The sequence below is a fragment of the Streptomyces sp. 549 genome, assembly GCF_030124175.1.
In the GTDB taxonomy this organism is placed as follows: Bacteria; Actinomycetota; Actinomycetes; order Streptomycetales; family Streptomycetaceae; genus Streptomyces.
Map to the genome: position 1 here is coordinate 1 of NZ_JASKMT010000015.1, position 26,666 is coordinate 26,666.

General features: G+C 71.0%; 19 protein-coding genes and 1 pseudogene. 12 read left to right on the forward strand and 8 right to left on the reverse strand.

The window, feature by feature from the left end; genetic code table 11:
- Nucleotides 1–62: 62 nt before the first annotated feature.
- Together QNO07_RS17425 and QNO07_RS17430 are read right to left on the reverse strand one after the other, a co-directional pair.
- A complete protein-coding gene (locus QNO07_RS17425; RefSeq protein ID WP_283993008.1) occupies nt 63–1,592 on the reverse strand; it encodes a UDP-N-acetylglucosamine 1-carboxyvinyltransferase in 1,530 nt (509 codons plus the stop codon).
- 148 nt (nt 1,593–1,740) lie between these two features.
- Nucleotides 1,741–2,124: a hypothetical protein gene (locus QNO07_RS17430; RefSeq protein ID WP_283993009.1), complete on the reverse strand. Its 384-nt coding sequence runs from the start codon at nt 2,122–2,124 to the stop codon at nt 1,741–1,743.
- Nucleotides 2,125–2,411: 287 nt separating this feature from the next.
- On the opposite strand from QNO07_RS17430, the gene acnA reads away from it, so the two are divergent.
- The 12 genes and pseudogenes from acnA to QNO07_RS17490 all read left to right on the forward strand — a co-directional run.
- The gene (gene acnA / locus QNO07_RS17435; protein ID WP_283993011.1) at nt 2,412–5,150 is read left to right on the forward strand and encodes an aconitate hydratase AcnA; all 2,739 of its coding nucleotides are present in this window, start codon (nt 2,412–2,414) and stop codon (nt 5,148–5,150) included.
- Between the two features lie 320 nt (nt 5,151–5,470).
- Nucleotides 5,471–6,892 (forward strand): N-acetylglucosamine/diacetylchitobiose ABC transporter substrate-binding protein, encoded by a 1,422-nt coding sequence (gene ngcE, locus QNO07_RS17440; protein ID WP_283993012.1) that lies wholly within the window; start codon nt 5,471–5,473, stop codon nt 6,890–6,892.
- 41 nt (nt 6,893–6,933) lie between these two features.
- Complete coding sequence (locus QNO07_RS17445) at nt 6,934–7,863, forward strand: carbohydrate ABC transporter permease (RefSeq protein ID WP_283993014.1); 930 nt, start codon at nt 6,934–6,936, stop codon at nt 7,861–7,863.
- A gap of 19 nt (nt 7,864–7,882) precedes the next feature.
- Nucleotides 7,883–8,827, forward strand: a complete 945-nt coding sequence (locus QNO07_RS17450; RefSeq protein WP_502961872.1) for a carbohydrate ABC transporter permease — start codon at nt 7,883–7,885, stop codon at nt 8,825–8,827.
- Nucleotides 8,828–8,966: 139 nt separating this feature from the next.
- Nucleotides 8,967–9,650, forward strand: coding sequence for a TetR/AcrR family transcriptional regulator (locus QNO07_RS17455; protein ID WP_283993016.1), 684 nt, complete (start codon nt 8,967–8,969; stop codon nt 9,648–9,650).
- 340 nt (nt 9,651–9,990) lie between these two features.
- Complete coding sequence (locus QNO07_RS17460) at nt 9,991–11,187, forward strand: ROK family transcriptional regulator (RefSeq protein ID WP_283993017.1); 1,197 nt, start codon at nt 9,991–9,993, stop codon at nt 11,185–11,187.
- Between the two features lie 227 nt (nt 11,188–11,414).
- Nucleotides 11,415–12,524 (forward strand): ABC transporter substrate-binding protein, encoded by a 1,110-nt coding sequence (locus tag QNO07_RS17465; protein ID WP_283993018.1) that lies wholly within the window; start codon nt 11,415–11,417, stop codon nt 12,522–12,524.
- A 176-nt stretch (nt 12,525–12,700) separates the two neighbouring features.
- Nucleotides 12,701–13,489: an ATP-binding cassette domain-containing protein gene (locus tag QNO07_RS17470; RefSeq protein WP_283993020.1), complete on the forward strand. Its 789-nt coding sequence runs from the start codon at nt 12,701–12,703 to the stop codon at nt 13,487–13,489.
- On the forward strand, nt 13,486–14,772 hold the full coding sequence (locus QNO07_RS17475; RefSeq protein WP_283993021.1) for a sugar ABC transporter permease: 1,287 nt from the start codon (nt 13,486–13,488) through the stop codon (nt 14,770–14,772). Before QNO07_RS17470 ends, QNO07_RS17475 begins: the two co-directional genes overlap by 4 nt.
- 355 nt (nt 14,773–15,127) lie before the next feature.
- Entirely contained in the window at nt 15,128–17,038 is a 1,911-nt protein-coding gene (dxs, locus tag QNO07_RS17480) for a 1-deoxy-D-xylulose-5-phosphate synthase (protein ID WP_283993135.1), read from the forward strand.
- A gap of 78 nt (nt 17,039–17,116) precedes the next feature.
- Nucleotides 17,117–18,688, forward strand: a complete 1,572-nt coding sequence (locus QNO07_RS17485) for an ArnT family glycosyltransferase (RefSeq protein WP_283993023.1) — start codon at nt 17,117–17,119, stop codon at nt 18,686–18,688.
- 128 nt (nt 18,689–18,816) lie between these two features.
- Nucleotides 18,817–19,176, forward strand: a pseudogene (locus tag QNO07_RS17490) (NAD-dependent epimerase/dehydratase family protein); the annotation flags it as partial.
- An 88-nt stretch (nt 19,177–19,264) separates the two neighbouring features.
- On the opposite strand, the gene QNO07_RS17495 reads toward QNO07_RS17490, so the two are convergent.
- From QNO07_RS17495 to QNO07_RS17520, 6 genes are all read right to left on the reverse strand, one after another.
- A complete protein-coding gene (locus tag QNO07_RS17495) occupies nt 19,265–19,693 on the reverse strand; it encodes an NTP pyrophosphohydrolase (RefSeq protein WP_283993024.1) in 429 nt (142 codons plus the stop codon).
- Nucleotides 19,694–19,697: 4 nt separating this feature from the next.
- On the reverse strand, nt 19,698–20,711 hold the full coding sequence (gene galE, locus QNO07_RS17500; protein WP_283993025.1) for a UDP-glucose 4-epimerase GalE: 1,014 nt from the start codon (nt 20,709–20,711) through the stop codon (nt 19,698–19,700).
- Between the two features lie 197 nt (nt 20,712–20,908).
- Entirely contained in the window at nt 20,909–23,038 is a 2,130-nt protein-coding gene (locus QNO07_RS17505) for a 3-hydroxyacyl-CoA dehydrogenase NAD-binding domain-containing protein (protein ID WP_283993026.1), read from the reverse strand.
- Nucleotides 23,035–24,255, reverse strand: a complete 1,221-nt coding sequence (locus QNO07_RS17510; RefSeq protein ID WP_283993029.1) for a thiolase family protein — start codon at nt 24,253–24,255, stop codon at nt 23,035–23,037. The genes QNO07_RS17505 and QNO07_RS17510 overlap by 4 nt, the downstream gene beginning before the upstream one ends.
- 178 nt (nt 24,256–24,433) lie before the next feature.
- Nucleotides 24,434–25,705 (reverse strand): HRDC domain-containing protein, encoded by a 1,272-nt coding sequence (locus QNO07_RS17515; RefSeq protein WP_502961870.1) that lies wholly within the window; start codon nt 25,703–25,705, stop codon nt 24,434–24,436.
- A gap of 254 nt (nt 25,706–25,959) precedes the next feature.
- On the reverse strand, nt 25,960–26,622 hold the full coding sequence (locus QNO07_RS17520; RefSeq protein WP_283993030.1) for a LuxR C-terminal-related transcriptional regulator: 663 nt from the start codon (nt 26,620–26,622) through the stop codon (nt 25,960–25,962).
- Nucleotides 26,623–26,666 lie beyond the last annotated feature (44 nt).

Sequence of the window (26,666 nt, forward strand, 5' to 3'; positions counted from 1 at the left end):
CCGCCAAGGCTTCCTCACCCAACCCGGACGAGGCCGCTATCAGAAACGGACTTAACGTCCACTCAGATGTCGCGGAAGATCTCGATCTGCGCGCCGACGGAGTTGAGGCGGGCGGCGAGGTCCTCGTAGCCGCGGTTGATGACGTAGACGTTGCGCAGCACGGAGGTGCCGTCGCCGGCCATCATGGCCAGCAGTACGACCACCGCGGGGCGTAGGGCCGGCGGGCACATCATCTCGGCGGCGCGCCAGCGGGTGGGGCCCTCGACGAGTACGCGGTGCGGGTCGAGCAGTTGCAGGCGTCCGCCGAGCCGGTTGAGGTCGGTGAGGTAGATGGCGCGGTTGTCGTAGACCCAGTCGTGGATCAGCGTGGAGCCGTGGGCGGAGGCCGCGATGGCGGCGAAGAACGGCACGTTGTCGATGTTCAGTCCGGGGAACGGCATCGGGTGGACCTTGTCGATGGGCGCCTCCAGCTTGGAGGGGCGCACGGTGAGGTCGACGAGCCGGGTGCGGCCGTTGTCCGCGGCGTACTCGGGGCTGCGGTCGTGGTCGAGGCCCATCTCCTCCAGTACGGCCAGCTCGACCTCCAGGAACTCCACCGGCGCCCGCCGGATGGTCAGCTCCGACTCGGTGACGACGGCCGCCGCGATCAGGCTCATCGCCTCGACCGGGTCCTCCGACGGCGAGTAGTCGACGTCCACGTCGATGTGGGCCTGACCGTGCACGGTGAGCGTGGTGGTGCCGATGCCCTCGACGCGGACGCCCAGCAGCTCCAGGAAGAAGCACAGGTCCTGGACCATGTAGTTGGAGGACGCGTTGCGGATCACCGTGACGCCGGGGTGCCGGGCGGCGGCCAGCAGGGCGTTCTCGGTGACGGTGTCCCCGCGCTCGGTCAGCACGATCGGGCGCTCGGGAGTGACGGACCGGTCGACGACGGCGTGGTAGGTGCCCTCGGTCGCGGTGACGTCCAGGCCGAAGCGGCGCAGCGCCTGCAGGTGAGGTTCGACGGTTCGGGTGCCCAGGTCGCAGCCGCCCGCGTAGGGGAGCTGGAACCGGTCGAGCCGGTGCAGCAGCGGGCCGAGGAACATGATGATGGACCGCGTGCGGCGGGCGGCCTCGGCGTCCATGCCACCGAGGTCCAGCGTCGCCGGGGGCACGATCTCCAGGTCGGCGCTGTCGTTGATCCAGCGGGTCCGGACGCCGACGGAGTGGAGCACCTCCAGGATGCGGAAGACCTCCTCGATGCGGGCGACGCGGCGCAGCACGGTGCGTCCGGAGTTCAGCAGCGTGGCGCAGAGCAGTGCCACGCAGGCGTTCTTGCTGGTCTTCACGTCGATGCTGCCGGAGAGCCGCCGACCGCCGACCACCCGCAGGTGCATCGGGCCGGAGTAGCCGAGGGCGACGATCTCGCTGTCCAGGGCTTCGCCGATACGGGCGATCATCTCAAGGCTGATGTTCTGGTGGCCGCGTTCGATACGGTTCACCGCGCTTTGGCTGGTGGCCAGTGCCTGTGCCAGCTGCGCCTGTGTCCAGCCCCGATGCTGTCGTGCGTCCCGGATGAGCTTGCCGATACGGGCGAGGTAGTCGTCGGTCATGAGCGCGACCCTATCTCAGATATGAGATGAACTCGCTTGCCTGGAGGGCCAATCGGGTGACGGCGGGCGGGTCGTCAGTCGGTACGTCATATCCGTGTATAATCCTTTTGGCCTCCCGGTGCGCGTTGACACGCGAACTCCGGCGGGCTCACCGCGCGGCGACTGCCGCCAGCAGGGGCCAGCCGTCGACTACGACCGTCCGCCGGTGCCCGGGCCGCCACCCGCGGGCCAGGGCGGCGTCGAGCAGGGCCCGGGCCGCGCCGGGCTCGTGCAGGTTCAGGTGTGCGCTGTGAAGGAAGCCCACGTCCCCGGAGCCGGCGGGTGCCCCACCGGGGACGTATCGATCGGGTTCCTCGGCGAAGACGACGCGCAGGGGGCCGCTGCTGCCGGCCGGCTGCGGGAAGAACGTGAGGATGTGGCGGCAGTCCACGGGTCGCCCGTCGCGATCCCGGGAGTGGCTGTGGCGTGTCGTCCACAGGTATGCGTGTCCGTCGGCGACCAGTGGGCGGGGCGTTCTCGGGTGGCGGGGCACGTTGCCGAGCGTATGCGGCCCGATCCCCGCCACCTGATCCGCAGGGCGCCTGCTGCCGGTGGCCGGGTCTTCCAGGGTTCGATGGCGCAGGACAAGCGGGTCGGGGCATGACCGTTCGACGGCGATGTACTACAGTTATCTCGACATCGAGATATCTGCCGGAGGGCGTGCCACTCCCCACGGACGTTAGGCAACCCTAACTTAGGTTCGCCTCAGTAGATGGGCAAGGTCCTGCAGACGGCAGGATCGTGGTGGTACACGCGAATCATGCATTGAAGGAGACTGTCGTGTCGGCGAACAGCTTCGACGCTCGCAGTACGCTGCGAGTGGGCGACGAGTCGTATGAGATCTTCAGGCTGGACAAGGTCGAGGGCGTGGCGCGTCTTCCCTACAGCCTGAAGATCCTGCTGGAGAACCTGCTGCGTACCGAGGACGGCGCGAACATCACCGCCGACCACATCCGGGCGCTGGCCGGCTGGGATCCCGCGGCGCAGCCGAACCAGGAGATCCAGTTCACGCCGGCTCGCGTGATCATGCAGGACTTCACCGGCGTGCCCTGCGTGGTCGACCTTGCCACCATGCGCGAGGCGGTCAAGGAGCTGGGCGGCGACCCGGCCCGGATCAACCCGCTCGCCCCCGCCGAGCTGGTCATCGACCACTCCGTCATCGCCGACCGCTTCGGCACGCCCGAGGCGTTCGGGCAGAACGTCGAGCTGGAGTACGGCCGCAACCGCGAGCGCTACCAGTTCCTGCGCTGGGGCCAGACCGCCTTCGACGAGTTCAAGGTCGTCCCCCCGGGCACCGGCATCGTTCACCAGGTCAACATCGAGCACCTGGCCAGGACGGTCATGGTCCGCGGCGGCCAGGCCTACCCGGACACCCTGGTCGGCACCGACTCCCACACCACCATGGTCAACGGCCTCGGCGTGCTGGGCTGGGGCGTCGGCGGCATCGAGGCCGAGGCCGCGATGCTCGGCCAGCCCGTCTCCATGCTGATCCCGCGGGTCGTCGGCTTCAAGCTGACCGGTTCGCTGCCCACCGGCACCACCGCCACCGACCTGGTGCTCACCATCACCGAGATGCTGCGCAAGCACGGTGTGGTCGGCAAGTTCGTCGAGTTCTACGGCGAGGGCGTCTCCGCGATCCCGCTCGCCAACCGCGCCACCATCGGCAACATGTCGCCGGAGTTCGGCTCCACCGCGGCGATGTTCCCCATCGACGGCGAGACGATCAACTACCTGCGCCTCACCGGCCGCGACGCCCAGCAGCTCGCGCTGGTGGAGGCGTACGCCAAGGAGCAGGGCCTGTGGCTCGACCCGAACGCGGATGACGAGCCGGTCTTCTCCGAGTACCTGGAGCTGGACCTCGCCACGGTCGTGCCGTCCATCGCCGGTCCCAAGCGCCCGCAGGACCGCATCGCGCTGTCCCGCGCCGCCGACCAGTTCGGCCAGGACGTCCGCAACTACGTGGACGACACCGACCTGGACGAGGCGGGCAAGGAGTCCTTCCCGGCCTCCGACTCCCCGGCTGTCTCCAACGGCATCCCCACGAAGCTGGTCACCGTCACCGCCCCTGACGGCTCCACCTACGAGATCGACCACGGCGCCGTCACGGTCGCCGCGATCACCTCCTGCACCAACACCTCCAACCCGTCCGTGATGGTCGGTGCGGCGCTGCTGGCGAAGAAGGCCGTGGAGAAGGGCCTGACCAGCAAGCCGTGGGTCAAGACCACGCTCGCCCCGGGCTCCAAGGTCGTCATGGACTACTACGACCGCGCGGGCCTGACGGCCTACCTGGACAAGCTGGGCTTCAACCTGGTCGGTTACGGCTGCACCACCTGCATCGGCAACTCCGGCCCGCTGCCGGACGAGGTCTCCAAGGCCGTCAACGACAACGACCTCGCCGTCGTCTCCGTGCTGTCCGGCAACCGGAACTTCGAGGGCCGGATCAACCCCGACGTCAAGATGAACTACCTGGCGTCGCCCCCGCTGGTCGTGGCCTACGCCCTGGCCGGTTCGATGAAGATCGACATCACCCGCGACCCGATCGGCACCGACAAGGAGGGCAAGCCCGTCTTCCTGGCGGACGTGTGGCCCACCGAGGCGGAGATCGAGGAGGTCGTCGCCTCCGCGATCGGCCAGGAGATGTTCGGCCGCAGCTACAGCGACGTCTTCGCCGGCGACGCCCAGTGGCAGGCGCTGCCCGTTCCCACCGGCAACACCTTCGAGTGGGACCCGCAGTCCACCTACGTGCGCAAGCCCCCGTACTTCGAGGGCATGGGAATGGACCCCGCGCCCGTGGAGGACATCGAGGGCGCGCGGGTGCTGGCCAAGCTGGGCGACTCGGTCACCACCGACCACATCTCCCCGGCCGGTGCCATCAAGGCCGACACCCCGGCCGCGAAGTACCTCAACGAGCACGGTGTGGAGCGTCGCGACTTCAACAGTTACGGCTCGCGCCGCGGCAACCACGAGGTCATGATCCGCGGCACGTTCGCCAACATCCGCCTGCGCAACGAGATCGCGCCGGGCACCGAGGGCGGCTACACCCGCGACTTCACGCAGGCCGAGAACGCGGCCGACGCGCCGGTGTCGTTCATCTACGACGCCTCGCAGAACTACCAGGCCGCCGGCATCCCGCTGGTCGTGCTGGCGGGCAAGGAGTACGGCTCCGGCTCGTCCCGCGACTGGGCGGCCAAGGGCACCGCGCTGCTCGGCGTCAAGGCCGTCGTCGCCGAGTCCTACGAGCGCATCCACCGCTCGAACCTGATCGGCATGGGCGTGCTGCCGCTGCAGTTCCCGGAGGGCTCCTCCGCGGCGGCGCTCGGACTGACCGGTGAGGAGACCTTCTCGATCTCCGGCGTGACCGCGCTGAACGACGGCGGCATTCCCGAGACGGTCAAGGTCAGCACCGACACCGGCGTGGAGTTCGACGCCAAGGTCCGGATCGACACCCCGGGCGAGGCCGACTACTACCGCAACGGCGGCATCATGCAGTACGTGCTGCGCTCGCTGATCCGGAAGTAACCCTTCCGGCAGCACGGCTGCCCCACGCGGTTCCCACGGCGCCGCATCCCGCTTCTGGCGGGGTGCGGCGCCGCTGCCGTGCCGCAGGTCTCAACTCGGGAAAGTATGCCGCGCGGAATCGCTTCCGATCTTGCCTCGCCTGCGGGAAGTGGACTATACCTGTCGGCACCCGGACCGCCGGACGCTTGTCGCGCGAGCGGGCCCGAGCGTACGACCCCAGCTTCAACTGACCCGCGGTGTCGGGCCCTTCGCCAGTGGCAAGTCGACGGGAGACCGGTACGCACACCGCCTGAGTCCTGTGAGAAGGCGAGGACTTGAGCATGGGATCCACCAATCTCAACCGTCGTGACCTGATCAAGCGCGCAGCGGCGATCGGCCTCATCGCCGTCCCCGGAGTGGCCGCTCTGTCCTCCTGCGCCTCGGGCGGCGGCGAGGAGTCGAAGCCCGTCAAGAAGGGCGCCGTCACCAAGGACAACCCCTTCGGTGTCAACAAGGGCGACGCGCTCGACGTGGTCGTCTTCAAGGGCGGCTTCGGTGACGAGTACGCCAAGCAGTGGGAAGGCGTGTACGCCAAGTCCTGGGACGCGAAGGTCAGCCACCTGGGCACGCAGGAGATCACCGGCAAGCTCCAGCCCCGCTTCAACGCGGGCAACCCGCCGGACGTCGTCGACAACTCCGGGGCCCAGTCCATCAAGCTGGACGTCCTGCACAAGCAGGGCCAGCTCACCGACCTCACCCAGCTGCTCGACGCGCCCTCGGTCGACGACCCGGAGAAGAAGGTCCGCGACACCCTCATCCCCGGCACCGCGGAGAAGGGCTTCTTCGGCGGCAAGATGCACGCCCTGAACTACGTCTACACCGTCTGGGGCCTGTGGTACTCCGGCAAGCTGTTCAAGGACAACGGCTGGACGGCGCCCGAGACCTGGGACGACTTCGTCTCCGTGATGCAGGAGGCGAAGAAGAAGGGCATCGGCGGCCTCGCCCACCAGGGCAAGCACCCCTACTACATGAACGTCGTCATCATGGACCTCATCGCCAAGACCGGCGGTCTGGACTCGATGAAGGCGATCGACAACCTCGACCCCAGGGCGTTCGTCGGCAACGACGCGGCCAAGCGGTCCATCGAGGCGGTCTACGAGATCGTCGACAAGGGCCTGCTGATGCCCGGCACCAACGGCCTGGACCACGTGGAGTCGCAGACCAAGTGGAACGAGGGCAAGGCGCTGTTCATCCCCAGCGGCTCCTGGCTGGAGAACGAGCAGCTGAAGTCCACCCCCGAGGACTTCGAGATGACCTTCCTGCCCGTGCCGGTGCTGGAGGAGAGCGTGATGCCCTTCCACGCCCTGCGCGCCGGCGCCGGTGAGCCGTTCATCGTGCCCGCCAAGGCGAAGAACCAGGCGGGAGGCCTGGAGTTCCTGCGCCAGATGCTCTCCAAGGAGTGGTCGACGAGCTTCGCCAAGGAGGTCAGCTCGCTGTCGATCGTCGACGGGGCCGTGGACGAGGGCGTCGAGCTGCGCCCCGGCATCAAGTCGGCCATCGCCGCCGTGGACGCCTGCCCCGCGGAGGAGCGCTTCGACTACCTCTACACCGAGTGGTACAGCGCGATGGACGAGTCCATCCGCAACGCCACCGCCGAGCTGATGGCCAAGCGCATCAAGCCGGCCGACTGGCTGAAGAAGGCGCAGGCCGCGGTCGACAAGGCGGCGAAGGACCCGGCCAGCAAGCAGAACAAGCGGGACTGAGGGGAGGGGCCGGTAAGGCGGAGATCCGGGAGCAGGGTGTCATGCGGCAAGGCAAGTACCCGTTCATCGCGGGATTCCTCTTCATGCCCGTGGGGCTGTACCTCGTGTTCGTGGTCTGGCCGTACGTGCAGACCTTCGGGTACTCACTCACCGACTGGAGCGGGCAGTCCCAGTCGTTCAACTTCGTGGGGCTGGACAACTACCGGGCACTGCTCCACGACGACGTGTTTCTCAGCGCGCTGCGGAACAACGTCCAGCTCCTGGTCTTCGTCCCCGTCCTCACCATCCTGCTGGCACTGTTCTTCGCCTTCATGATCAACGTGGGCGGACGCGGGACCGCCGGCGGGGTGCAGGGCGTGCGCGGCGCGGCCCTGTACCGGATCGTGTTCTTCTTCCCGCAGGTGCTGTCCATCGCGATCCTGGCCATCCTCTTCCGCGCGGTCTACCGCAGTGACGAGGCGGGGCTGCTCAACGGGGCGCTGGTCGCGGTCGGGCTGTCCGATCCGGCGTCCCCGATCGAATGGCTCAACGACCCGGCACTGGTGCGCTGGTGCCTGATCTTCGTGCTCGTCTGGTCCGGCGTCGGCTTCTACATGGTGCTGTTCTCCGCCGCCATGCAGTCCATCCCGCGCGACTACTTCGAGGCGGCCCTGCTCGACGGCGCCAGCCGCACCCAGACGTTCTTCCGGCTCACGCTGCCGCTGCTGTGGGACACCGTGCAGACCGCCTGGGTGTTCCTGGCGATCCTCGCGATGGACGCCTTCCTGCTGGTCTCCACCCTCACCCCCGGCCAGTTCGGCGGCGGCCCCGACCACAACAGCGAGGTGCTGGCCACCTACCTGATGCGCAACTTCAACATCTTCGGAAAGGCCGGCTACGCCTGTGCCATCGGTGTGGTGATGCTCCTGTTCACCCTGGTCGTCTCCCTCATCACGCTGCGGGCCAGTCGCCGTGAACGCGTCGAGTTCTAAAGGAAGAAGCGCCATGACGATGTCGACGCAGGAACCGCCGAAGGTCCCCGCCCGGCCCCAGGGGCCGAAGGGCCCCCCGGGCGGAAGGGCCCGCGGCACGGAGGAGAGGCCGTCCAGGGACGCCATGGAGGGGCGCACGCTCAACGTCTTCTCGCACGGATTCCTCGTGCTGTGGACGGTCATGATCGTGCTGCCGCTGGTGTGGATCGTACTGGGGTCGTTCAAGACGGACTCCGAGATCGGCTCCAGCGCATGGAGCGTGCCGAGCAACTGGGCGTTCGACGCCTTCCAGCGCGGCTGGGCCAAGGGCGTCGGCGACTACCTGCTGAACACCGTCATCGTCATGGTGTTCTCGGTGCCGCTCACCATGCTGCTGGGAGCGATGGCCGCCTACGTGCTGGCCCGCTACGACTTCCCCGGCAACCGCTTCTTCTACTACTTCTTCGTCGCCGGGGCGATGTTCCCCGTCTTCCTGGCGCTGGTACCGCTGTACTTCATGGTGAACCGGCTGGGCATGCTGAACACCTACCAGGGCCTGATCCTGGTGTACGTCGCCTACTCGCTGCCGTTCACGGTGTTCTTCCTCAGCTCGTTCTTCCGGACGCTGCCCACCGCCGTGCACGAGGCGGCGGTGCTCGACGGCGCCTCGCACACCCGGATCTTCTTCCAGGTCATGCTGCCGATGGCCAAACCGGGACTGCTGAGCGTCGGCATCTTCAACGTGCTCGGCCAGTGGAACCAGTACATCCTGCCGCTGACCCTGATGCAGCAGCAGAGCGGCGAGGACCCGGACCGGTCGGTGCTCGCCCAGGGCCTCGTCAACATCATGCAGCAGCAGGGCTACGAGGGGGACCTGCCGGCGCTCTACGCGGGCATGACCATCGCGATGCTGCCGGTCCTCGTCGTCTACCTGTCCTTCCAGCGCCAGGTCCAGTCCGGCCTGACCGCCGCCACCCTCAAGTAGCGGTGCCCGCGGTCCCGGCCGGCGACCCGCCGGGACCGGACGGCCCGCCCCGACTCTCCGTTCCGCTTGTAGGGTGTCTCACTGTGAGTGTTCACTTCGTGACGACGGGTCTCCGGGATGTGCCGGCCCGGTGCGGCGGGTGACCGGGGCGGACGGCCTGCCCGAGGCGCCCGCCGGACCCGGCACCCGGTGCCGGATCGAGCACGTCGCCGCCGAACTCTTCCACCGGCACGGCTATCCGGGCACCAGCGTGCGCCGCATCCTGGCCGCGCTCGGCATGTCACCCGGCGCCCTCTACAACCACTTCCGCTCGAAGGACGCGCTGCTGCACGCGATCGCCGCGCAGCACCAGGAGGACCTGGAGCAGCGGGTGACCGCCGCCCTGCGCCGGGGAGGCACCGACCCGGTCCGCCAGCTGTGGGAGACCGCCCTCGCGGTCACCGAGTGCTGTGCCGAGCACCGCGCGCGGGCCGCCGTCGCCCGGTCCGAGCGGCGCTACCTCGACGAGGGGACCGCCGCCCGGCTCCGTGAGAGCGAGCGCCGGATGCGCCGCGACTGCGAACGGGTGCTGACCGCCGGGCAGGCGCGCGGCGACTTCCGGGTGGAGCTGCCCGACGGGCGCCCCGCCGACCTCACCGTCACCGCCAGGGCCCTGCTCGACCTGTGCGTCACCGCCGCCCTGAGGCCCGTCCCGCCGCGCGGCGGGACGCACGACCTCGGGCTGCAGTGCGGTGTGCTGGCGCTCCAGGCGGTCGGTGTCGGTGCCCGCGACATCCGTTCGGTCGCCGTGCCCGCCTGGAAGTCCGCCACCCCGGTCCGGTGAGCCGGGGACGTTCCCGGTCAGGGCTTGTCGGGGCTTTTCAGAGCCTGTCGGGTCCGGTGGTTGGGCGCGCTCTCACCCTTGCGGCGCACGACTCTCGACGGAATGCGGGCCCTTCGCGGCAACGCCCGGAAGGGCCGGGTCCGCGTCGTACCACGTGGCTGCGGTGTGCTCGTCGTATGGAGCACATTTGAGCACCGGCTCCGCTCAAGGTCTTGACGGGGGAGAACCCCGCACGGTCCCCTTAGGGTTCATATGTTGGAAACAGGCCGTTGCCCCACTGCTGTGGCGCGGTCGACGGGCGGCCGGCGTGCCGTGCCGTCCAGGCGGGAGTGGATCAGTAGTGGAGACACCGGGCTCGCAGTCCTCACTGCACCGGGCCAACCTCGAACGTGTCGTCCGGGCCGTGCGCATGGCCGGGTCGCTGACCCAGGCCGAGATCGCGAGGGCGACCGGCCTGTCGGCGGCCACCGTCTCCAACATCGTCCGGGAGCTCAAGGACAGCGGCACTGTCGACGTCACCCCGACCTCCGCGGGCGGTCGCCGGGCGCGCAGCGTGTCCCTCTCGGGGGACGCGGGCATCGTCGTGGGAGTCGACTTCGGGCACTCGCACCTGCGTGTGGCGATCGGCAACCTGGCGCACAAGGTGCTGGCGGAGGAGGCCGAACCGTTCGATGTCGACTCCTCGGCCGCCCAGGGCTTCGACCGGGCGGAGCAACTGGTGGAGCGGCTGCTCGCCACCACCGGCGTGCGGCGCGAGAAGGTCATCGGTGTCGGCCTGGGCGTACCGGGCCCGATCGACGTGGAGACCGGCGTGCTCGGCTCCACGGCGATCCTGCCGGGCTGGACCGGCATCAACCCGCGCGACGAACTGACCGCCCGGCTCGGCGTGGAGGTGCACGTCGACAACGACGCCAACCTCGGCGCCCTGGGTGAGCTGGTCTGGGGCAGCGGCAGGGGAGTGGCGGACCTCGCCTACATCAAGGTGGCCAGCGGCGTCGGCGCCGGCCTGGTCATGGGCGGTCAGATCTACCGTGGGCCCGGCGGAACCGCGGGCGAGATAGGGCACATCACGCTCGACGAGTCGGGGCCGGTGTGCCGCTGCGGCAACCGCGGCTGCCTGGAGACCTTCACCGCGGCCAGGTACGTGCTGCCGCTGCTCACGCCCAGCCACGGGGCCGACCTGACGATGCCCGCCATGGTCGCGCTGGCCCGCGGCGGCGACCCGGGCTGCCGGCGGGTGGTCGCCGACATCGGCCGCCACATCGGCAGCGGTGTCGCCAACCTGTGCAACCTGCTCAACCCCAGCCGCGTGGTGCTCGGCGGCGACCTGGCCGAGGCCGGCGAGCTGGTGCTCGACCCGATCCGCGACTCCGTCTCCCGCTACGCCATCCCCAGCGCCGCCCGCATGCTGTCCGTGGTGCCGGGGGCGCTGGGCGGGCGTGCCGAGGTGCTGGGCGCCCTGGCACTGGTCCTCAACGAGATGGGCGACGCCCCGCTCCTGGAGCCCGTGGGAGAGGTGGTCCGCGCTTCCGCGTGACGGCCGGCGGCGGCGCGAACGCCGCCGGGGCTGATGGGCCGTACGGGCGATGCCCGTACGGCCCTCAGGAGTGCCCGTCACCCTCGGATACGCTGCGTTCAGGTTGTTCACGCATGGCATCGTTGCCTTCTCGTTAATTATTTACTTCTTGACGACGCACCTGGCGGGGGGTTGACTTCACGCCACCTCGGTCGCAACGTCGCGGCCTCGTCAGGGAGGTACACCTCATGAACGCGACTCTCCGTCGTGCCGCTGTCGCTCTTGCTGCCACCGCCATGGCCACCTCGCTTGCCGCATGCGGCAGCGCGAAGGAGTCCGGCGGGAACACCGGTTCCGGTGACAACGAGAAGAAGAAGGACGGTCCGCTCTCCATCGGCCTGCTGCTGCCGGAGGACCAGACCGCCCGCTACGAGAACTTCGACAGGCCGCTCATCGAAGCGAAGATCAAGGAGCTGTGCTCCGACTGCTCGGTGACGTACGTCAACGCCAAGCAGGACGCCTCCGTCCAGCAGCAGCAGATGGACTCGATGATCACGAAGAAGGTCGACGTGATCATCCTCGACGCCGTGGACTCCAAGTCCGTGGCCGGTTCGGTCAAGAAGGCCGACGAGGCGGGCATCCCGGTCGTCGCCTACGACCGCCTCGCGGAGGGCCCCATCTCCGCCTACACCTCCTTCGACAACGAGGAGGTCGGCAAGGTACAGGGCCAGGCGCTGCTCGACGAGATCGGCGACAAGGCCGACGACGGCGAGATCGTCATGATGAACGGCTCGCCGACCGACCCGAACGCGGCGATGTTCAAGAAGGGCGCGCTGTCCGTCCTCGAGGGCAAGGTGAAGGTGGGCAAGTCCTACGACACCACCGAGTGGAAGCCCAGCGAGGCCAACAAGAACATGAACGGCGCGATCTCCTCGATCGGCAAGGACAAGATCGTCGGCGTCTACTCCGCCAACGACGGCATGGCGGGCGGCATCATCACCGCCCTGAAGGGTGCCGGCTTCGACACCCTGCCGCCGGTCACCGGTCAGGACGCCGAACTCGCCGGTGTCCAGCGCATCGTCGCCGGTGAGCAGTTCATGAGCGTCTACAAGCCGTACAAGCCCGAGGCGGACGCGGCGGCCGAGATGGCCATCGCGCTGGCCCGCGGTGAGGACGTCAAGGCGGACTCCACCATCGACAGCCCCACCACCAAGGGTGTCCCGGCCACGCTGATCGCCCCGATCTCGCTGACCGCGGACAACATCGAGGAGACCGTGCTCAAGGACGGCCTCTACAAGCTGAACGACATCTGCACGCCGAAGTACCAGAAGGCGTGCGAGAAGGCCGGTCTGAAGTAACACCCGGCCGGGACTCCCGGAAGGGGTCCCGGCGGGCTCCGGAGGGCCCGCCCTCCGGAGCCCGCCGTGCGGAGACCTTCCGCCCCGCTCAGCCACCGTCCCGTAAGTCCCGCGTCCCGGGGTGCCCACCCCGGGACCGGGCAGGCACGGACGTCCTTGCGCACATCTTCTAGGAGTTGGTCCACATGTCCGCTACGCCGGTTCTGGCGTTGCGCGGAGTCTCCAAGCGCTTCGGTGCCGTCCAGGCGCTCACCGACGTCGACCTGGAGGTCCACGCCGGTGAGGTGGTCGCACTCGTCGGCGACAACGGCGCCGGCAAGTCCACCCTCGTCAAGGCCATCGCCGGCGTCGGTCCCGCCGACGAGGGCGTACTCGAATGGGAGGGCCGCCCCGCTGTGGTGACCCGCCCCCACGACGCCCAGGACCTGGGCATCGCCACCGTCTACCAGGACCTCGCCCTGTGCGACAACCTGGACGTCGTCGGCAACCTCTTCCTCGGCCGCGAGATCCAGCGCGCCGGTGTGCTGGACGAGGTACGGATGGAGGGCCGCAGCCGCGAGCTGCTCGACTCGCTGTCCATCCGCATCCCCAGCGTGCGCATCCCCGTCGCCTCGCTCTCCGGCGGTCAGCGGCAGGTCGTCGCCATCGCCCGCTCGATGCTCGGTGAGCCCAAGCTGGTCATCCTCGACGAGCCCACCGCTGCCCTCGGCGTGGAGCAGACCGCCCAGGTCCTCGACCTGGTCGAGCGCCTGCGCGAGCGCGGCCTCGCCGTCATACTCATCAGCCACAACATGGCCGACGTGAAGGCCGTCGCGGACAAGGTCGCCGTGCTGCGGCTGGGCCGCAACAACGGCGTCTTCGACGTCGCGACCACCTCCCAGGAGGAGATCATCTCCGCCATCACCGGCGCCACGGACAACGCCGTGACCCGGCGCAAGGCACGCAACGCGGAGGGAACGAAGTGAGCACCGACCTCTCCAAGTCGCCCGAGGACGGCACCCCGGCGGGCGCCACCGCCGTCGCCGGACCCGCCCTGGTCGACCCCCGGCTGCTCGTGCGCGAGCAGGGACTGGCGGGCTACCTGCGGGAGTTCGCCCGCAAGATGCGCAGCGGTGAGCTGGGCTCGGTCCCCGTCGTGGTGGGCCTGATCGTCATCTGGGCGATCTTCCAGTCGATGGACTCCAACTTCCTGTCGGCGCAGAACCTCAGCAACCTCTCCGTCTACGTCGTCGGCACCGGCCTGATCTCCGTCGGCATCGTCTTCGTGCTGCTGCTGGGCGAGATCGACCTCTCCGTCGGCTCGGTCAGCGGCCTGTCCGGCGCGGTCTTCGCGGTGCTCGCCGTCAACAACGGCATGCCCGAGTGGGCGGCCATCCTGTTCGCGCTGCTCACCGGCGCACTCGCCGGCACCGTGCACGGCTTCTTCTTCGCGAAGATCGGCGTGCCCGCGTTCGTGGTCACCCTGGCGGGCCTGCTCGCCTGGAACGGCCTGATGCTCCAGGTGCTCGACAGCACCGGCACGATCAACCTGGACGACGAGGGCCTCGTCGCCACCCTGTCCAGCCACTACTTCTCCGAGGTCGCCGCCGCCTACGGCCTGGCGTTCGTCGCGGTGGCCGGCTACTTCGCGGCCCAGTTCCTGGACAGCCGCCGCCGCAACGCGGCGGGCATCCCGTCGCGGCCGATGAGCGAGATCGCCGTCCGCACGGGTGTGCTGGCGCTGCTCGCCTTCCTCGCCGCGTACATGCTCAACCAGTACAAGGGCCTGCCGCTGGCGCTGCTGATCTTCATCGTGGTGCTCGTCGGCTTCGACCTGCTGCTGCGCCGCACCACCTACGGCCGCAAGGTGTTCGCCCTCGGCGGCAACACCGAGGCTGCCCGCCGCGCAGGCATCAACGTCACCGCGGTGCGGATCTCGGTCTTCGCACTGGCCGGGACGATGGCCGCCTTCGGCGGTCTGCTCATCGCCTCGCGGATCGCCGCGGCGAACCAGGGCGCGGGCAGCGGCAACCTGCTCATGGAGGCCATCGCCGCAGCCGTCATCGGCGGCACCAGCCTCTTCGGCGGTCGCGGCAAGGTCTGGTCGGCGCTGCTGGGCATGCTGGTCATCGGTTCCATCGCCAACGGCCTGGCGCTGCTCGGCAGCCCCGCCCACGTCCAGTACATGATCACCGGTGGCGTGCTGCTGGCCGCCGTGGTCATCGACTCGGTCTCGCGCCGCACGCAGAAGTCCGCCGGCCGCACCTGACCGGCCCGCGGCACCGCACCACCCGGCGCCCGCCGGCACCACCCGTCCCGCGCAGGGGCGGCACGTGCCGGCGGGCGCCGCGCGTGCGCCGGACACCGGCTGCCGAGCCAGCTCCGAGCCCGCCGCCCCCGAGACACACCCGACGTACGCCCGACGGACGCCCGACGGACGCCCGACGTACGCGGTCGTACGTTCGCGTGACGCATCTCGCACCCTCCGGAGTACGCCCGTCCGGGCGGAACATTAGACTCGACGGATCGGCTCAGGCCCGTACCGGCTCAACAGCTAAGGAGGCGCAGTGCCAAAGGTGCCGCGCGACGATCGTCAGCCCGAAGCGGGTGACGATGGGGCGACGCTGACCCGCATCAAGGGACCGCGCGACCTCGACGGACTCAGCCCGGAGCAGCTCGACCAGCTGGCCGCTGAGATCCGTGACTTCCTGGTGGGAGCCGTGTCCAGGACCGGTGGCCACCTCGGCCCCAACCTCGGTGTGGTGGAGCTGACCATCGCCCTGCACCGGGTCTTCGACTCGCCCCGGGACAAGGTGCTGTTCGACACCGGCCACCAGTCCTACGTGCACAAGCTGCTCACCGGTCGGCAGGACTTCTCCGGGCTGCGGACCAGGGGCGGCCTCTCCGGCTACCCCTCCCGCGCCGAGTCCGAGCACGACGTCATCGAGAACAGCCACGCCTCGACCGTGCTCGGCTGGGCCGACGGCATCGCCAAGGCCAACGAACTGCGCCGCACCGGCGACCACGTGGTGGCCGTCATCGGCGACGGAGCCCTCACCGGCGGCATGGCCTGGGAGGCGCTGAACAACATCGCCGCCGCCAAGGACCGGCCGCTGGTGATCGTCGTCAACGACAACGAGCGCTCCTACGCGCCCACCATCGGCGGCCTCGCCAACCACCTCGCGACGCTGCGGACCACCGACGGTTACGAGCGCTTCCTCGCCCGCGGCAAGGAGGTGCTCAACCGCACCCCCGTCGTCGGCCGCCCGCTCTACGACACGCTGCACGGCGCCAAGAAGGGCCTGAAGGACTTCATCGCCCCCCAGGGCCTCTTCGAGGACCTGGGCCTCAAGTACGTCGGCCCGATCGACGGCCACGACATCACCGCCGTGGAGTCCGCGCTCCAGCGCGCCAAGCGGTTCGGCGGCCCGGTCATCGTGCACTGCCTCACCGAGAAGGGCCGCGGCTACCAGCCGGCCCGGCAGGACGAGGCCGACCAGTTCCACGCCGTCGGTGTCATCCACCCCGACACCGGCCTGCCGGTCAGCACCTCAGGCGCCGACTGGACGTCGGTGTTCGGCGAGGAGATGGTCCGCCTCGGCCGGGAGCGCGAGGACGTCGTCGCCATCACCGCCGCCATGATGCGCCCCACCGGCCTGCACAAGTTCGCCGAGGCGTTCCCCGAACGCGTCTACGACGTGGGCATCGCCGAGCAGCACGGCGCGGTCTCCGCGGCCGGACTGGCCACCGCAGGGCTGCACCCGGTGTTCGCGGTGTACGCCACGTTCCTCAACCGCGCCTTCGACCAGGTCCTGATGGACGTCGCCCTGCACCGCCTGGGTGTCACCTTCGTACTCGACCGGGCCGGCGTCACCGGCACCGACGGGGCCTCCCACAACGGCATGTGGGACATGTCCATCCTCCAGGTCGTGCCCGGCCTGCGCATCGCCGCGCCGCGCGACGCCGACCAGCTGCGCGCCCAGCTGCGCGAGGCCGTCACGGTCGACGACGCGCCCACGGTGGTGCGCTACTCCAAGGGCGCCGTCGGACCGGCCGTGCCCGCTGTGGGCACCGTCGGCGGCATGGACGTGCTGCGGCACGCCGGAGCCGACCGGCCGGACGTGCTGGTGGTCTCGGTCGGCGCGCTGGCCCCGATGTGCCTGGAGATCGCCGGGCTGCTGGAGAAGCAGGGCATCTCCACCACCGTCGTCGACCCCCGCTGGGTCAAGCCCGTCGACGCGGCGCTGCCGCCGCTCGCCGAGCGCCACCGCGTGGTCGTCACCGTCGAGGACAACAGCCGCGTCGGCGGCGTCGGCAGCGCCGTCGCCCAGGCCCTGCGCGACGCCGGGGTGGACGTGCCGCTGCGCGACTTCGGCATCCCGCCGCGCTTCCTCGACCACGCCTCCCGCAAGGAGGTCCTGGCCGAGATCGGCCTCACCGCACCCGACATCGCCCGCCAGGTCACCGGCCTGGTCTCGCGCATCGACGGCCGCTTCGAGGACGCCGCCGCTCCGCGCGAGCGCACCCGCGACTGACCCGACCCCCGACAGAACCACCGGCCCCGCACGCCCCCTTGCCCGGCAAGGCGTGCGGGGCCGGATAGGTTGGAGCCCATGCCGATCGCGAAGCCGCCGCAGGGCAGGACCATGCTCTCCGTCTCCGACGGCCGGCGCACCGCGACGATCCCCGCCCCACGCGGCTCCCGAGCACCGCGGCGGGAAAGGCTCCGCACGGCGGTGGCCACCCGTCCCTCGCTGCGCTACTGGGCGGGCCTGCTGCCGGTGCTGCTCGTGGTCTCCGCCGCCGTCCGGCTGCCGTCCTTCAGCCGTCCGCTGTGGAATCCCGACGAGGGCTTCCTGGCCACCCAGGCCCGGATGCTCGCCGACGGCGGCACGCTCTACGACAACGTCGTCGACCGCAAACCTCCCCTCATGCCGTGGCTGTACCAGGGGGCGTTCGCGGTGTTCGGCGACGCCTCGCTGTGGCCGCTGAAAGTGCTGGCGGTGCTGTCCGTCGCCGCGACCGCCGCGATCCTGGCCTCGCTCGCCCGGCGCCGCTGGGGCGACCGGGCGGGCGTCACGGCCGGAGTGCTGTGTCTGCTGGCGTCCGTCGGCCTGAACCCGGAGGACACCCAGGCCGCCTCCTTCGAGGTGTTCATGCTGCCGATGACGGCGGCGGCCGTCTGGTGTGCCGACCGCCGCCGCTGGGCCGCGGCCGGCCTGGCGGTGGCCGGCGCCGTCCTGGTCAAGCAGACCGGCGGGGCCGTACTGCTGCCGGTGCTCTACCTGCTGTGGCGGTCCGTGCCGCGCGGCCCCGACCGCCGCCAGGCCGCCCTGCGTACCGCCGCGGGCTTCGCCGCGCCACTGCTCGCCGTCGCCGCGCTCACCGGCTTCGCCCGGTGCCTGTTCTGGACGGTGACCGGCTCCGGCTCCTACGCCTCCTTCACCGGCTCCGAACTCCACGTGCTGGGACGGGGGCTGGTCAACACGGCCCTGTTCACCGCCGGCGCCGCCGGACTCACCGTGCCGCTGATCGCGGTACTGCGCCGCCGCACGGACCGCAGGGGAGTGCTCACCGCGGAACTGTGGGTGTGGCTGGTGGCGTCCGCGCTGGCCGTCGTCACCGGATTCCACTTCTTCGGCCACTACTACCTGCAACTGCTGCCGCCGCTGGTCATGCTCGGGACGGGGGCCCTGCAACTGCTCAGCGCGGACTGGCTGCGCGGCGCCGTCATCGGCTCACTGGTCAGCTGCACGCTCTTCACCGGCTGGGCCGCCACCGCGGGCACCGCCGAGCTGGACCACTCGCAGAAGCTCGCCGCCGCCGTGCAGGCCCGCACCGAACCGGACGAGGAGGTCCTCTTCTGGGGCATGCACCCCGAGCACTACTGGTTCGCCGACCGCAAGCCCGCCTCGCGCTACCTGACAGCGGGGCTGCTCACCAACTTCAGCGGTGGGCGCAACGGCCTCAACGTGGGCGAGCGGTACGGCGTGGAGGGCTCATGGCCGACGCTGATGGCCGAGCTGACGACGAACCCGCCCCGGTTGATCATCGACGACTCACGCGGCGCACCCTACCGCCCCTCCCGCATGCCCCGGCTGACCGCCCTGCTCAAGGCCCGCTACGAGCGGGCCGCGGTGGTGGACGGCGCGGTCATCTACCAGCGCGTCGACCCGCCGCGGTAGCGCTCGTGGGATACCGGCGGCCGACCGCCTCCCGGTCCTGAGGGAACGGTCAGGGCGGCCGGCTCCTCCCACAGCGGAAGTCCCTTGGCGTGGACGGCCCGTGCTGCTTGAGTTCGGCCATGGAGTGCATGGAGATCCTGGTCCTCGGCGGCACTGCCTGGTTGGGGCGTGAGGTGTCTCGGCAGGCCCTCGAACGTGGCCACCGCGTGACCTGTCTGGCCAGAGGCGACAGCGGGCCCGTGGCCGAGGGCGCCCGCTTGGTGGTCGCGGACCGGCGTGATCCCGGCGCATACGCGTCCCTGCGTGGCGGGGTGTGGGACGCTGTGTTCGAGGTGTCATGGCAGCCAGGCTTCGTACGGAGGGCAGTTGCGGCCCTGGGCGCGCGGGCACGCCACTGGACCTACGTCTCCTCTGTCAGCGCGTACGCCTCGCACGGTGAGCCCGGCGCGGACGAGTCCGCCGCCCTGCTGCCCGCCACAGACCGCGAACTTCTGGCCGCCATCGGCTAGGAGTCCGCCCTTGAAACGCCGCCGCCTCCGTGGCCGTGGACCCCAGTGAGCTGGGCGTTCCGGTGTCCTACGGGCCCGTCGGCTTCCCGCCGCCCCCCGGCCGTACCGCCGACGGGCCGGTGACGGCGGCGCCCAGGGCGGCCACGCGGGCCCGCAGGGCGCGGTCCGCCGTCACCACCAGGCAGGGCCGGTCGCGGCCCCGCTCGGCGACGACGGCGACGATCGTGTCGTCGCCCTCGCCCGGCGCGGCCACGCAGCGCACGCCGTCGACGGACGCGACCGCGCGGGCCGCGCCCTCGACGACGAGCACCAGATCCACCGGCCCCGGCAGGGCCGCGACGCCGTCGGCCGCGTACGGCACCAGGCGGTCGCGGAGGCGTTCGGCGGCGGCGTGCCGGTCGCGCCACCACCCGTCGGGCACCGACCCGACGACGTTGGCGGCGTCGACCACGACCAGCGGCAGGGCGGCCACCGGCTCAGCCGGGTGTGCGGCCACCGGCTCAGCCGGGCGTGCCGGCGGGAGCCGCAGCTTCCGGATACCGCAGGCACCAGCCCTCCCACGCGGAGACGACCATGTCCCGCACGTCGTGCCGCGCGGTCCAGCCCAGCTCCTTGGCGATCCGCTCCGCCGACGCCACCACGCGGGCCGGGTCGCCGGGGCGGCGCGGGGTGACGGCGGCGGCCGGCTCGGGGCGGCCGGTCACCTCGGCGATCAGGTCCACCATCTCCCGCACCGAGACACCCTCGCCGCGGCCGATGTTGACCGTCAGCTCCTGCGGTCCGCCGTCGCCCCCCGCGCTCTCGATGAGGGCGCGGGCCGCGGCGACGTGCGCCTCGGCCAGGTCCTCGACGTGGATGTAGTCCCGCACGCAGGTGCCGTCAGGGGTGGGGTAGTCGTCGCCGAAGATCTGCGGCGCCGCACCGGCGGTGAGCTTCTCGAAGACCATCGGCACCAGGTTGAACACGCCGGTGTCGGCCAGTTCGGGGGTCGCCGCGCCCGCCACGTTGAAGTACCGCAGGCAGGCGGTGGACACGCCGTGCGCCCGGCCCGCGGCCCGCACCAGCCACTCGCCGGCGAGCTTCGTCTCGCCGTAGGGGCTCATCGGCGCGCAGGGTGTGTCCTCGGTGACCAGGTCCACGTCGGGCATGCCGTAGACGGCCGCCGAGGAGGAGAACACGAACCGCGGCACCGACGCGCGGGCGACGGCGCCCAGCAGGACCTGAAGGCCCTGCACGTTCTGCTCGTAGTAGTGCAGCGGCCGTTCCACGGACTCGCCGACCTGCTTCTTCGCCGCCAGGTGCACCACACACTCGATGCGGTGCTCGGCGAAGGTGCGGTCGAGCAGTCCGGCGTCGAGCACCGAGCCCTCCACCAGCGGCACGTCCTGCGGGACCCGCTCGCGCAGGCCGCTGGACAGGTCGTCCAGGACGACGACGTCCTCACCCGCCAGGGTCAGCGCACGCACCACGTGCGCCCCGATGTATCCGGCTCCACCAGTGATCAGATAGCTCATGTCGGCATCCTATGCGCGGGGCCTTTGAAACCTCCCCTCCCTGAAGGGGAGGGGATTCCTAGCTCACTTCGCCTGACACCTAGCAGGTGAACGTCTCCGGCGCCGTCGGCCTGGGAACGCGGCGGCGCCCGCCCGCAGCGGACTGCGGACGGGCGCCGTGGAGGCCGGGGCGGCGTGGGCCGCCCGTCGCCCCGGAGTTACGCGGGCACGCTGGCCACGCCCGGGGCGTGGAAGGTGCGCCCGGTGACGCGCTCGCTGACGCCGGCCCGGTCCAGGTACGGCGTGATGCCGCCCAGGTGGAACGGCCAGCCGGCACCGGTGATCAGGCACAGGTCGACGTCCTGCGCCTCGGCGACGACACCCTCGGCGAGCATCAGGCCGATCTCCTCGGCGATGGCGTTCAGCGCCCGGTCGCGGACCTGCTCCTCGGTGAGGTGGGTGTCACCGACCTGGAACAGCGCGGCGACCTCCGGGTCCAGCTCGGGAGTGCCGCTGTCGTGGCGGTACAGGCTGCGCTTGCCCGCCTCGACGACGCGGCCCAGGTTCTCCGACACACCGAACCGGTCGGGGAAGGAGCCGTGCAGGGTGCCCGCGACGTGGTGCGCGACGGCCGGGCCGACGAGCTCCAGCAGCACGATGGGCGACATCGGCAGGCCGAGCGGCGCGAGCGCACGGTCGGCGACCTCCACCGGGGTGCCCTCGTCGATGGCGCCCAGCACCTCGCCCATGAAGCGGGTGAGGATGCGGTTCACCACGAACGCCGGGGCGTCCTTGACGAGTACGGCGGTCTTCTTCAGCTTCTTGGCCACGGCGAACGCGGTGGCCAGCGAGGCGTCGTCGGTGCGCTCGGCACGGACGATCTCCAGCAGCGGCAGCACCGCGACGGGGTTGAAGAAGTGGAAGCCGACGACCCGCTCGGGGTTCTTCAGCTGCGAGGCCATCTCGGTGATGGACAGCGAGGAGGTGTTGGTGGCGAGGATGGCGTGCGCGGGCACGACCGCCTCGACCTCGGCGAACACCTTCTGCTTGACGCCCATCTCCTCGAAGACGGCCTCGATCACGAAGTCGGCGTCGGAGAAGGCGGTCGCCTTGTCGAGCGAGCCGGTGACCAGCGCCTTGAGGCGGTTGGCCTTGTCCTGGCCCACCCGGCCCTTCAGCAGCAGCTTGTCGATCTCCTCGTGGACGTAGCCCACGCCCTTGTCCACGCGCTCCTGGTCGATGTCGGTCAGCACGACCGGCACCTCCAGACGGCGGGCGAACAGCAGCGCCAGCTGCGAGGCCATCAGGCCCGCGCCGACCACGCCGACCTTGGTGACCGGCCGGGCCAGGCTCTTGTCCGGGGCGCCGGCGGGACGCTTGGCGCGCTTCTGCACCAGGTTGAAGGCGTAGATGCCGCTGCGCAGTTCGCCGCCCATGATGAGGTCGGCCAGCGCGGTGTCCTCGGCGTCGAAGCCCTTCTGGAGGTCCCCGTCCTTGGCCGCGGCGATGATGTCCAGTGCCCGGTAGGCGGCGGGCGCCGCGCCGTGCACCTTGCTGTCGGCGATCTCCCGGCCGCGGGCCACGGCCCGGTCCCAGGACTCGCCGCGGTCGATCTCGGGGCGCTCGACCTGGAGCTGGCCGGTCAGTACGGCCGCGGTCCAGTGCAGCGACTGCTCCAGGAAGTCCGCGCCCTCGAAGATGGCGTCGGCGATGCCCAGCTCGTAGACCTGCTTGCCCTTGAGCTGCCGGTTCTGGTTGAGCGAGTTCTCGACGATGACCTGCACGGCCCGCTCCGGACCGATCAGGTTCGGCAGCAGCGCGCAGCCGCCCCAGCCGGGCACCAGGCCGAGGAAGACCTCGGGCAGCGAGAAGGCGGGGATGGACTGCGAGACGGTCCGGTAGCCGCAGTGCAGGCCGACCTCGACACCGCCGCCCATCGCCGCGCCGTTGTAGTAGGCGAAGGTGGGCACGGCCAGCGCGGGCAGCCGCTTGAAGACCTCGTGGCCGCCCTTGCCGATGGCGAGCGCGTCCTCGTGCCGCTTCAGCAGCTCGACGCCCTTGAGGTCGGCGCCGACGGCGAAGATGAACGGCTTGCCGGTCACGCCGACACCGACGATCTCGCCCGCCGCGGCCTCGGCCTCGACCTGGTCGATCGCCGCGTCGAGGTTGGCCAGCGACTGCGGGCCGAACGTGGTCGGCTTGGTGTGGTCGAAACCGTTGTCCAGCGTGATGAGCGCGAAGCGGCCGGCTCCGGCGGGCAGGTCCAGGTGCCGTACGTGCGCCTGGGTCACCACCTCGTCCGGGAACAGCTCGGCTGCGCCCTTCAACAGCTCTGCGGTGTTGCTCACTTGGCTCCTCCGTCGAAGTGCGGGTTCTCCCAGATCACGGTGCCGCCCATGCCGAAGCCGACACACATGGTGGTCAGGCCGTAGCGCACGTGCGGCTGCTGCTCGAACTGGCGGGCCAGCTGCGTCATCAGCCGGACGCCGGAGGAGGCGAGCGGGTGCCCGAAGGCGATCGCGCCGCCGAACTGGTTGACGCGGGGGTCGTCGTCGGCGATGCCGTAGTGGTCCAGCAGTGCCAGGACCTGCACGGCGAACGCCTCGTTGATCTCGAACAGGCCGATGTCGTCGATGGACAGGCCCGCCTTGGCGAGCGCCTTCTCCGTGGACGGCACCGGGCCGATGCCCATCACCTCGGGCTCGACGCCGGCGAAGGCGTAGGAGACCAGGCGCATCTTGACGGGCAGCTCCAGCTCGCGCGCCACGTCCTCGGCGGCGATCAGCGAGGCGGTGGCGCCGTCGTTCAGGCCGGCGGCGTTGCCCGGGGTGACCCGGCCGTGCGCCCGGAACGGCGTCTTCAGGCCGGCCAGCATCTCCAGCGTGGTGCCGGGGCGCATCGGCTCGTCGGCGGTCGCCAGGCCCCAGCCGGTCTCGCCGGCCTCGGCGTTGGTGCGGCGCACCGAGACGGGGACCAGGTCGGGCTGGATGTTGCCGTTGGCGTAGGCCTTGGCGGCCTTCTCCTGGCTGCGCACGGCGTAGGCGTCGGCGCGGTCCTTGGTGAGGTGCGGGAACCGGTCGTGCAGGTTCTCCGCGGTCATGCCCATGAACATGGCCGACTCGTCGACCAGCTTCTCCGAGACGAAGCGCGGGTTGGGGTCGACGCCCTCGCCCATCGGGTGGCGTCCCATGTGCTCGACGCCGCCGGCCACGACGATGTCGTAGGCGCCGAAGGCGACCGAGCCCGCGGTGCTGGTCACGGCGGTCATCGCGCCGGCGCACATGCGGTCGACGGAGAATCCGGGGACGGTCTGCGGCAGCCCCGCGAGGATCCCCGCGGTGCGGCCCAGGGTGAGGCCCTGGTCGCCGATCTGGGTGGTCGCGGCGAGGGCGACCTCGTCGATGCGCTCCGGCGCCAGGCCCGGGTTGCGGCGCAGCAGCTCGCGGATGCACTTGACGACCAGATCGTCGGCGCGGGTCTCGTGGTAGATGCCCTTGGGGCCCGCCTTGCCGAACGGGGTGCGGACGCCGTCGACGAAGACGACGTCCCTAGCGGTACGAGGCACGTTGGCTCTCCTCCTGCAGGGTGCGGCCGGGAGTTCCGGGGTTGCCCCCGGGAGAATGCCGCCGCCGGGCGGCGCGCTTCCCGACCTCCATGCTACTTGTCGGTAACCAAGTGGCAAGGCCCGCCCCACCGGGACCGGTGCGGTGCGTGTCACATCCGCGCCGGTCCGCGGGCGGCGGCTACTCCGCCGGGGGCGCCGCGGCCAGGGCCGTGGCCAGCAGAGGAAGCGTTTGTTCAACCTGCCACGCGCGGGCCCCGTAGCCGCGCAGCGCGTCCGCGACGGCCTCCGCCGACAGGTCGGCCGGCGGCTCCCAGCACAGGCGGCGCACGGTGTCCGGGGTGATCAGGTTCTCCTGCGGAAGCCGCAGCAGCTCGGCCTGCGCGGTCACCGCGGCACGGGCGGCGGCGAGCCGCGCGGCTGCGGCCGGGTCCTTCTCCGCCCAGGAGCGCGGCGGCGGCGGTCCGCCCGGTGCCTGGCCCGGCTGCGGCAGCTCCGAGTCCGGCAGTGCCCTGGCCCGGTCCACCGCCGCCTGCCACTCCTCCAGCTGCCGCCGCCCCATCCGGTGCCCGAAGCCGGGCAGCGCGGTGAGCGCGCGCACCGAGTCCGGCAGACCGAGTGCGGCCTCCACGATCGCCGCGTCGGTGAGCACCTTGCCGGGGGAGACGTCGCGGCGCCTGGCGACCTCGTCCCGGGCCTGCCACAGCTCCCTGACCACGGCCATCTGACGGCGCCTGCGCACCTTGTGCATGCCCGAGGTGCGCCGCCAGGGGTCCTTGCGCGGCGGTGCCGGGGGAGCGAGCGCGAGGGCCTCGAACTCCTGGCGGGCCCAGTCCAGCTTGTCCTGCCGATCCAGTTCCGCCTCCAGTGCGTCCCGCAGGTCCACCAGCAGTTCCACGTCGAGCGCGGCGTAGCGCAGCCAGGGTTCGGGAAGCGGGCGGGTGGACCAGTCGACGGCGGAGTGCCCCTTCTCCAGGGCGTATCCCAGGACGCCCTCGACCATGGCCCCCAGGCCGACCCGGGGGTAGCCGGCGAGCCGTCCGGCGAGTTCGGTGTCGAACAGCCGGCGCGGGCGCATGCCTATCTCCCGCAGGCAGGGCAGGTCCTGGGAGGCGGCGTGCAGCACCCACTCGCTGTCCGCGAGCGCGGTGTCCAGGGCGGAGAGATCGGGGCAGGCGACCGGGTCGATCAGTGCGCTGCCGGCGCCTGTGCGGCGAAGTTGCACCAGGTAGGCCCGCTGGCCGTAGCGGTAGCCCGACGCCCGCTCGGCGTCCACCGCGACGGGTCCGGTGCCGGCGGAGAAGGCCGCGACGACGCCGGCGAGTGCCTCGGCGTCCGCGACCACCGGCGGAATGCCCTCTCGCGGCTCCAGCAGGGGGGTCGGCGCCGGACCGGTGTCCGGGGACGGTTCCTGGGCTGTGCTGGCTGCGGCGATCTTCTGGGCGTCGGTCACCCGACAAGGGTATCCGTGTGTACGGACCGCGCAGCGCCCGCCGACGGAACGTTACGTCGGCGGGCGCTGCGGGGATGCGCACCGGGTGCCGCGGGCGGGCGGTCCCCGGGTGGGGAGGGCCCCGGACGGGGCGGGGGTGCTCGGCCCGGAAGGGGCCGGCGGGGTGCGCGCGGCGGGCGTGTCGCCGCGCCGGCCGCGGGGGTGACCGGTCGGTTCGGGCGTCCGGTCGGTCGGGCCGCTGGTCGCGGGTGGGGTCAGTGGATGATGCCGGTGCGCAGGGCGACGGCCACCATGCCCGCGCGGTCGCCGGTGCCGAGCTTGCGGGCGATCCGGGCGAGGTGGCTCTTGACGGTCAGGGCGGAGAGCCCCATGGAGACGCCGATGGCCTTGTTGGACTGGCCCTCGGCGACGAGTCGCAGGACCTCGACCTCGCGGCCGGACAGCTCGCGGTGGCCGCCGGGGTGGCCGGGGGCGCCGGGCGGACGCCGGTGCAGCCGGGCGGCTGCCGCGCCGATGGGGGCCGCGCCGGGCCGGGCGGCCATGGCGAGGTTGTTGCGGGTGCCGGTGACGACGTAGCCCTTTACGCCGCCGGCGAGGGCGTGGCGCACCGCGCCGATGTCGTCGGCGGCCGACAGGGCCAGGCCGTTCGGCCAGCCCGCCGCCCGGGTCTCGGACAGCAGGGTCAGGCCGGAGCCGTCGGGAAGGTGGACGTCGGCCACGCAGATGTCACGTGGGTTGGCGACTCGGGGACGGGCCTCCGCGATCGATGACGCCTCGATTACGTCCCGCACGCCCAGCGCCCAGAGGTGCCGGGTCACGGTGGAACGGACTCGGGGGTCTGCGACGACGACCATGGCCGTCGGCTTGTTCGGGCGGTAGGCGACCGGGCTTGTGGGGTGCTCGAGGAGAACAGACACCGGGCCTCCTGGGGAGTGGAGTCAGGGGATGGCTGCCGGCTCCG

Excerpts from the sequence above, each read along its gene's own strand:
- QNO07_RS17425 (WP_283993008.1), bottom strand. The coding sequence starts at position 1,592 with ATGACCGACGACTACCTCGCCCGTATCGGCAAGCTCATCCGGGACGCA.
- ngcE (WP_283993012.1), top strand. The coding sequence starts at position 5,471 with ATGGGATCCACCAATCTCAACCGTCGTGACCTGATCAAGCGCGCAGCG.
- QNO07_RS17445 (WP_283993014.1), top strand. The coding sequence starts at position 6,934 with ATGCGGCAAGGCAAGTACCCGTTCATCGCGGGATTCCTCTTCATGCCC.
- QNO07_RS17450 (WP_502961872.1), top strand. The coding sequence starts at position 7,883 with ATGTCGACGCAGGAACCGCCGAAGGTCCCCGCCCGGCCCCAGGGGCCG.
- QNO07_RS17465 (WP_283993018.1), top strand. The coding sequence starts at position 11,415 with ATGAACGCGACTCTCCGTCGTGCCGCTGTCGCTCTTGCTGCCACCGCC.
- QNO07_RS17485 (WP_283993023.1), top strand. The coding sequence starts at position 17,117 with ATGCCGATCGCGAAGCCGCCGCAGGGCAGGACCATGCTCTCCGTCTCC.
- galE (WP_283993025.1), bottom strand. The coding sequence starts at position 20,711 with ATGAGCTATCTGATCACTGGTGGAGCCGGATACATCGGGGCGCACGTG.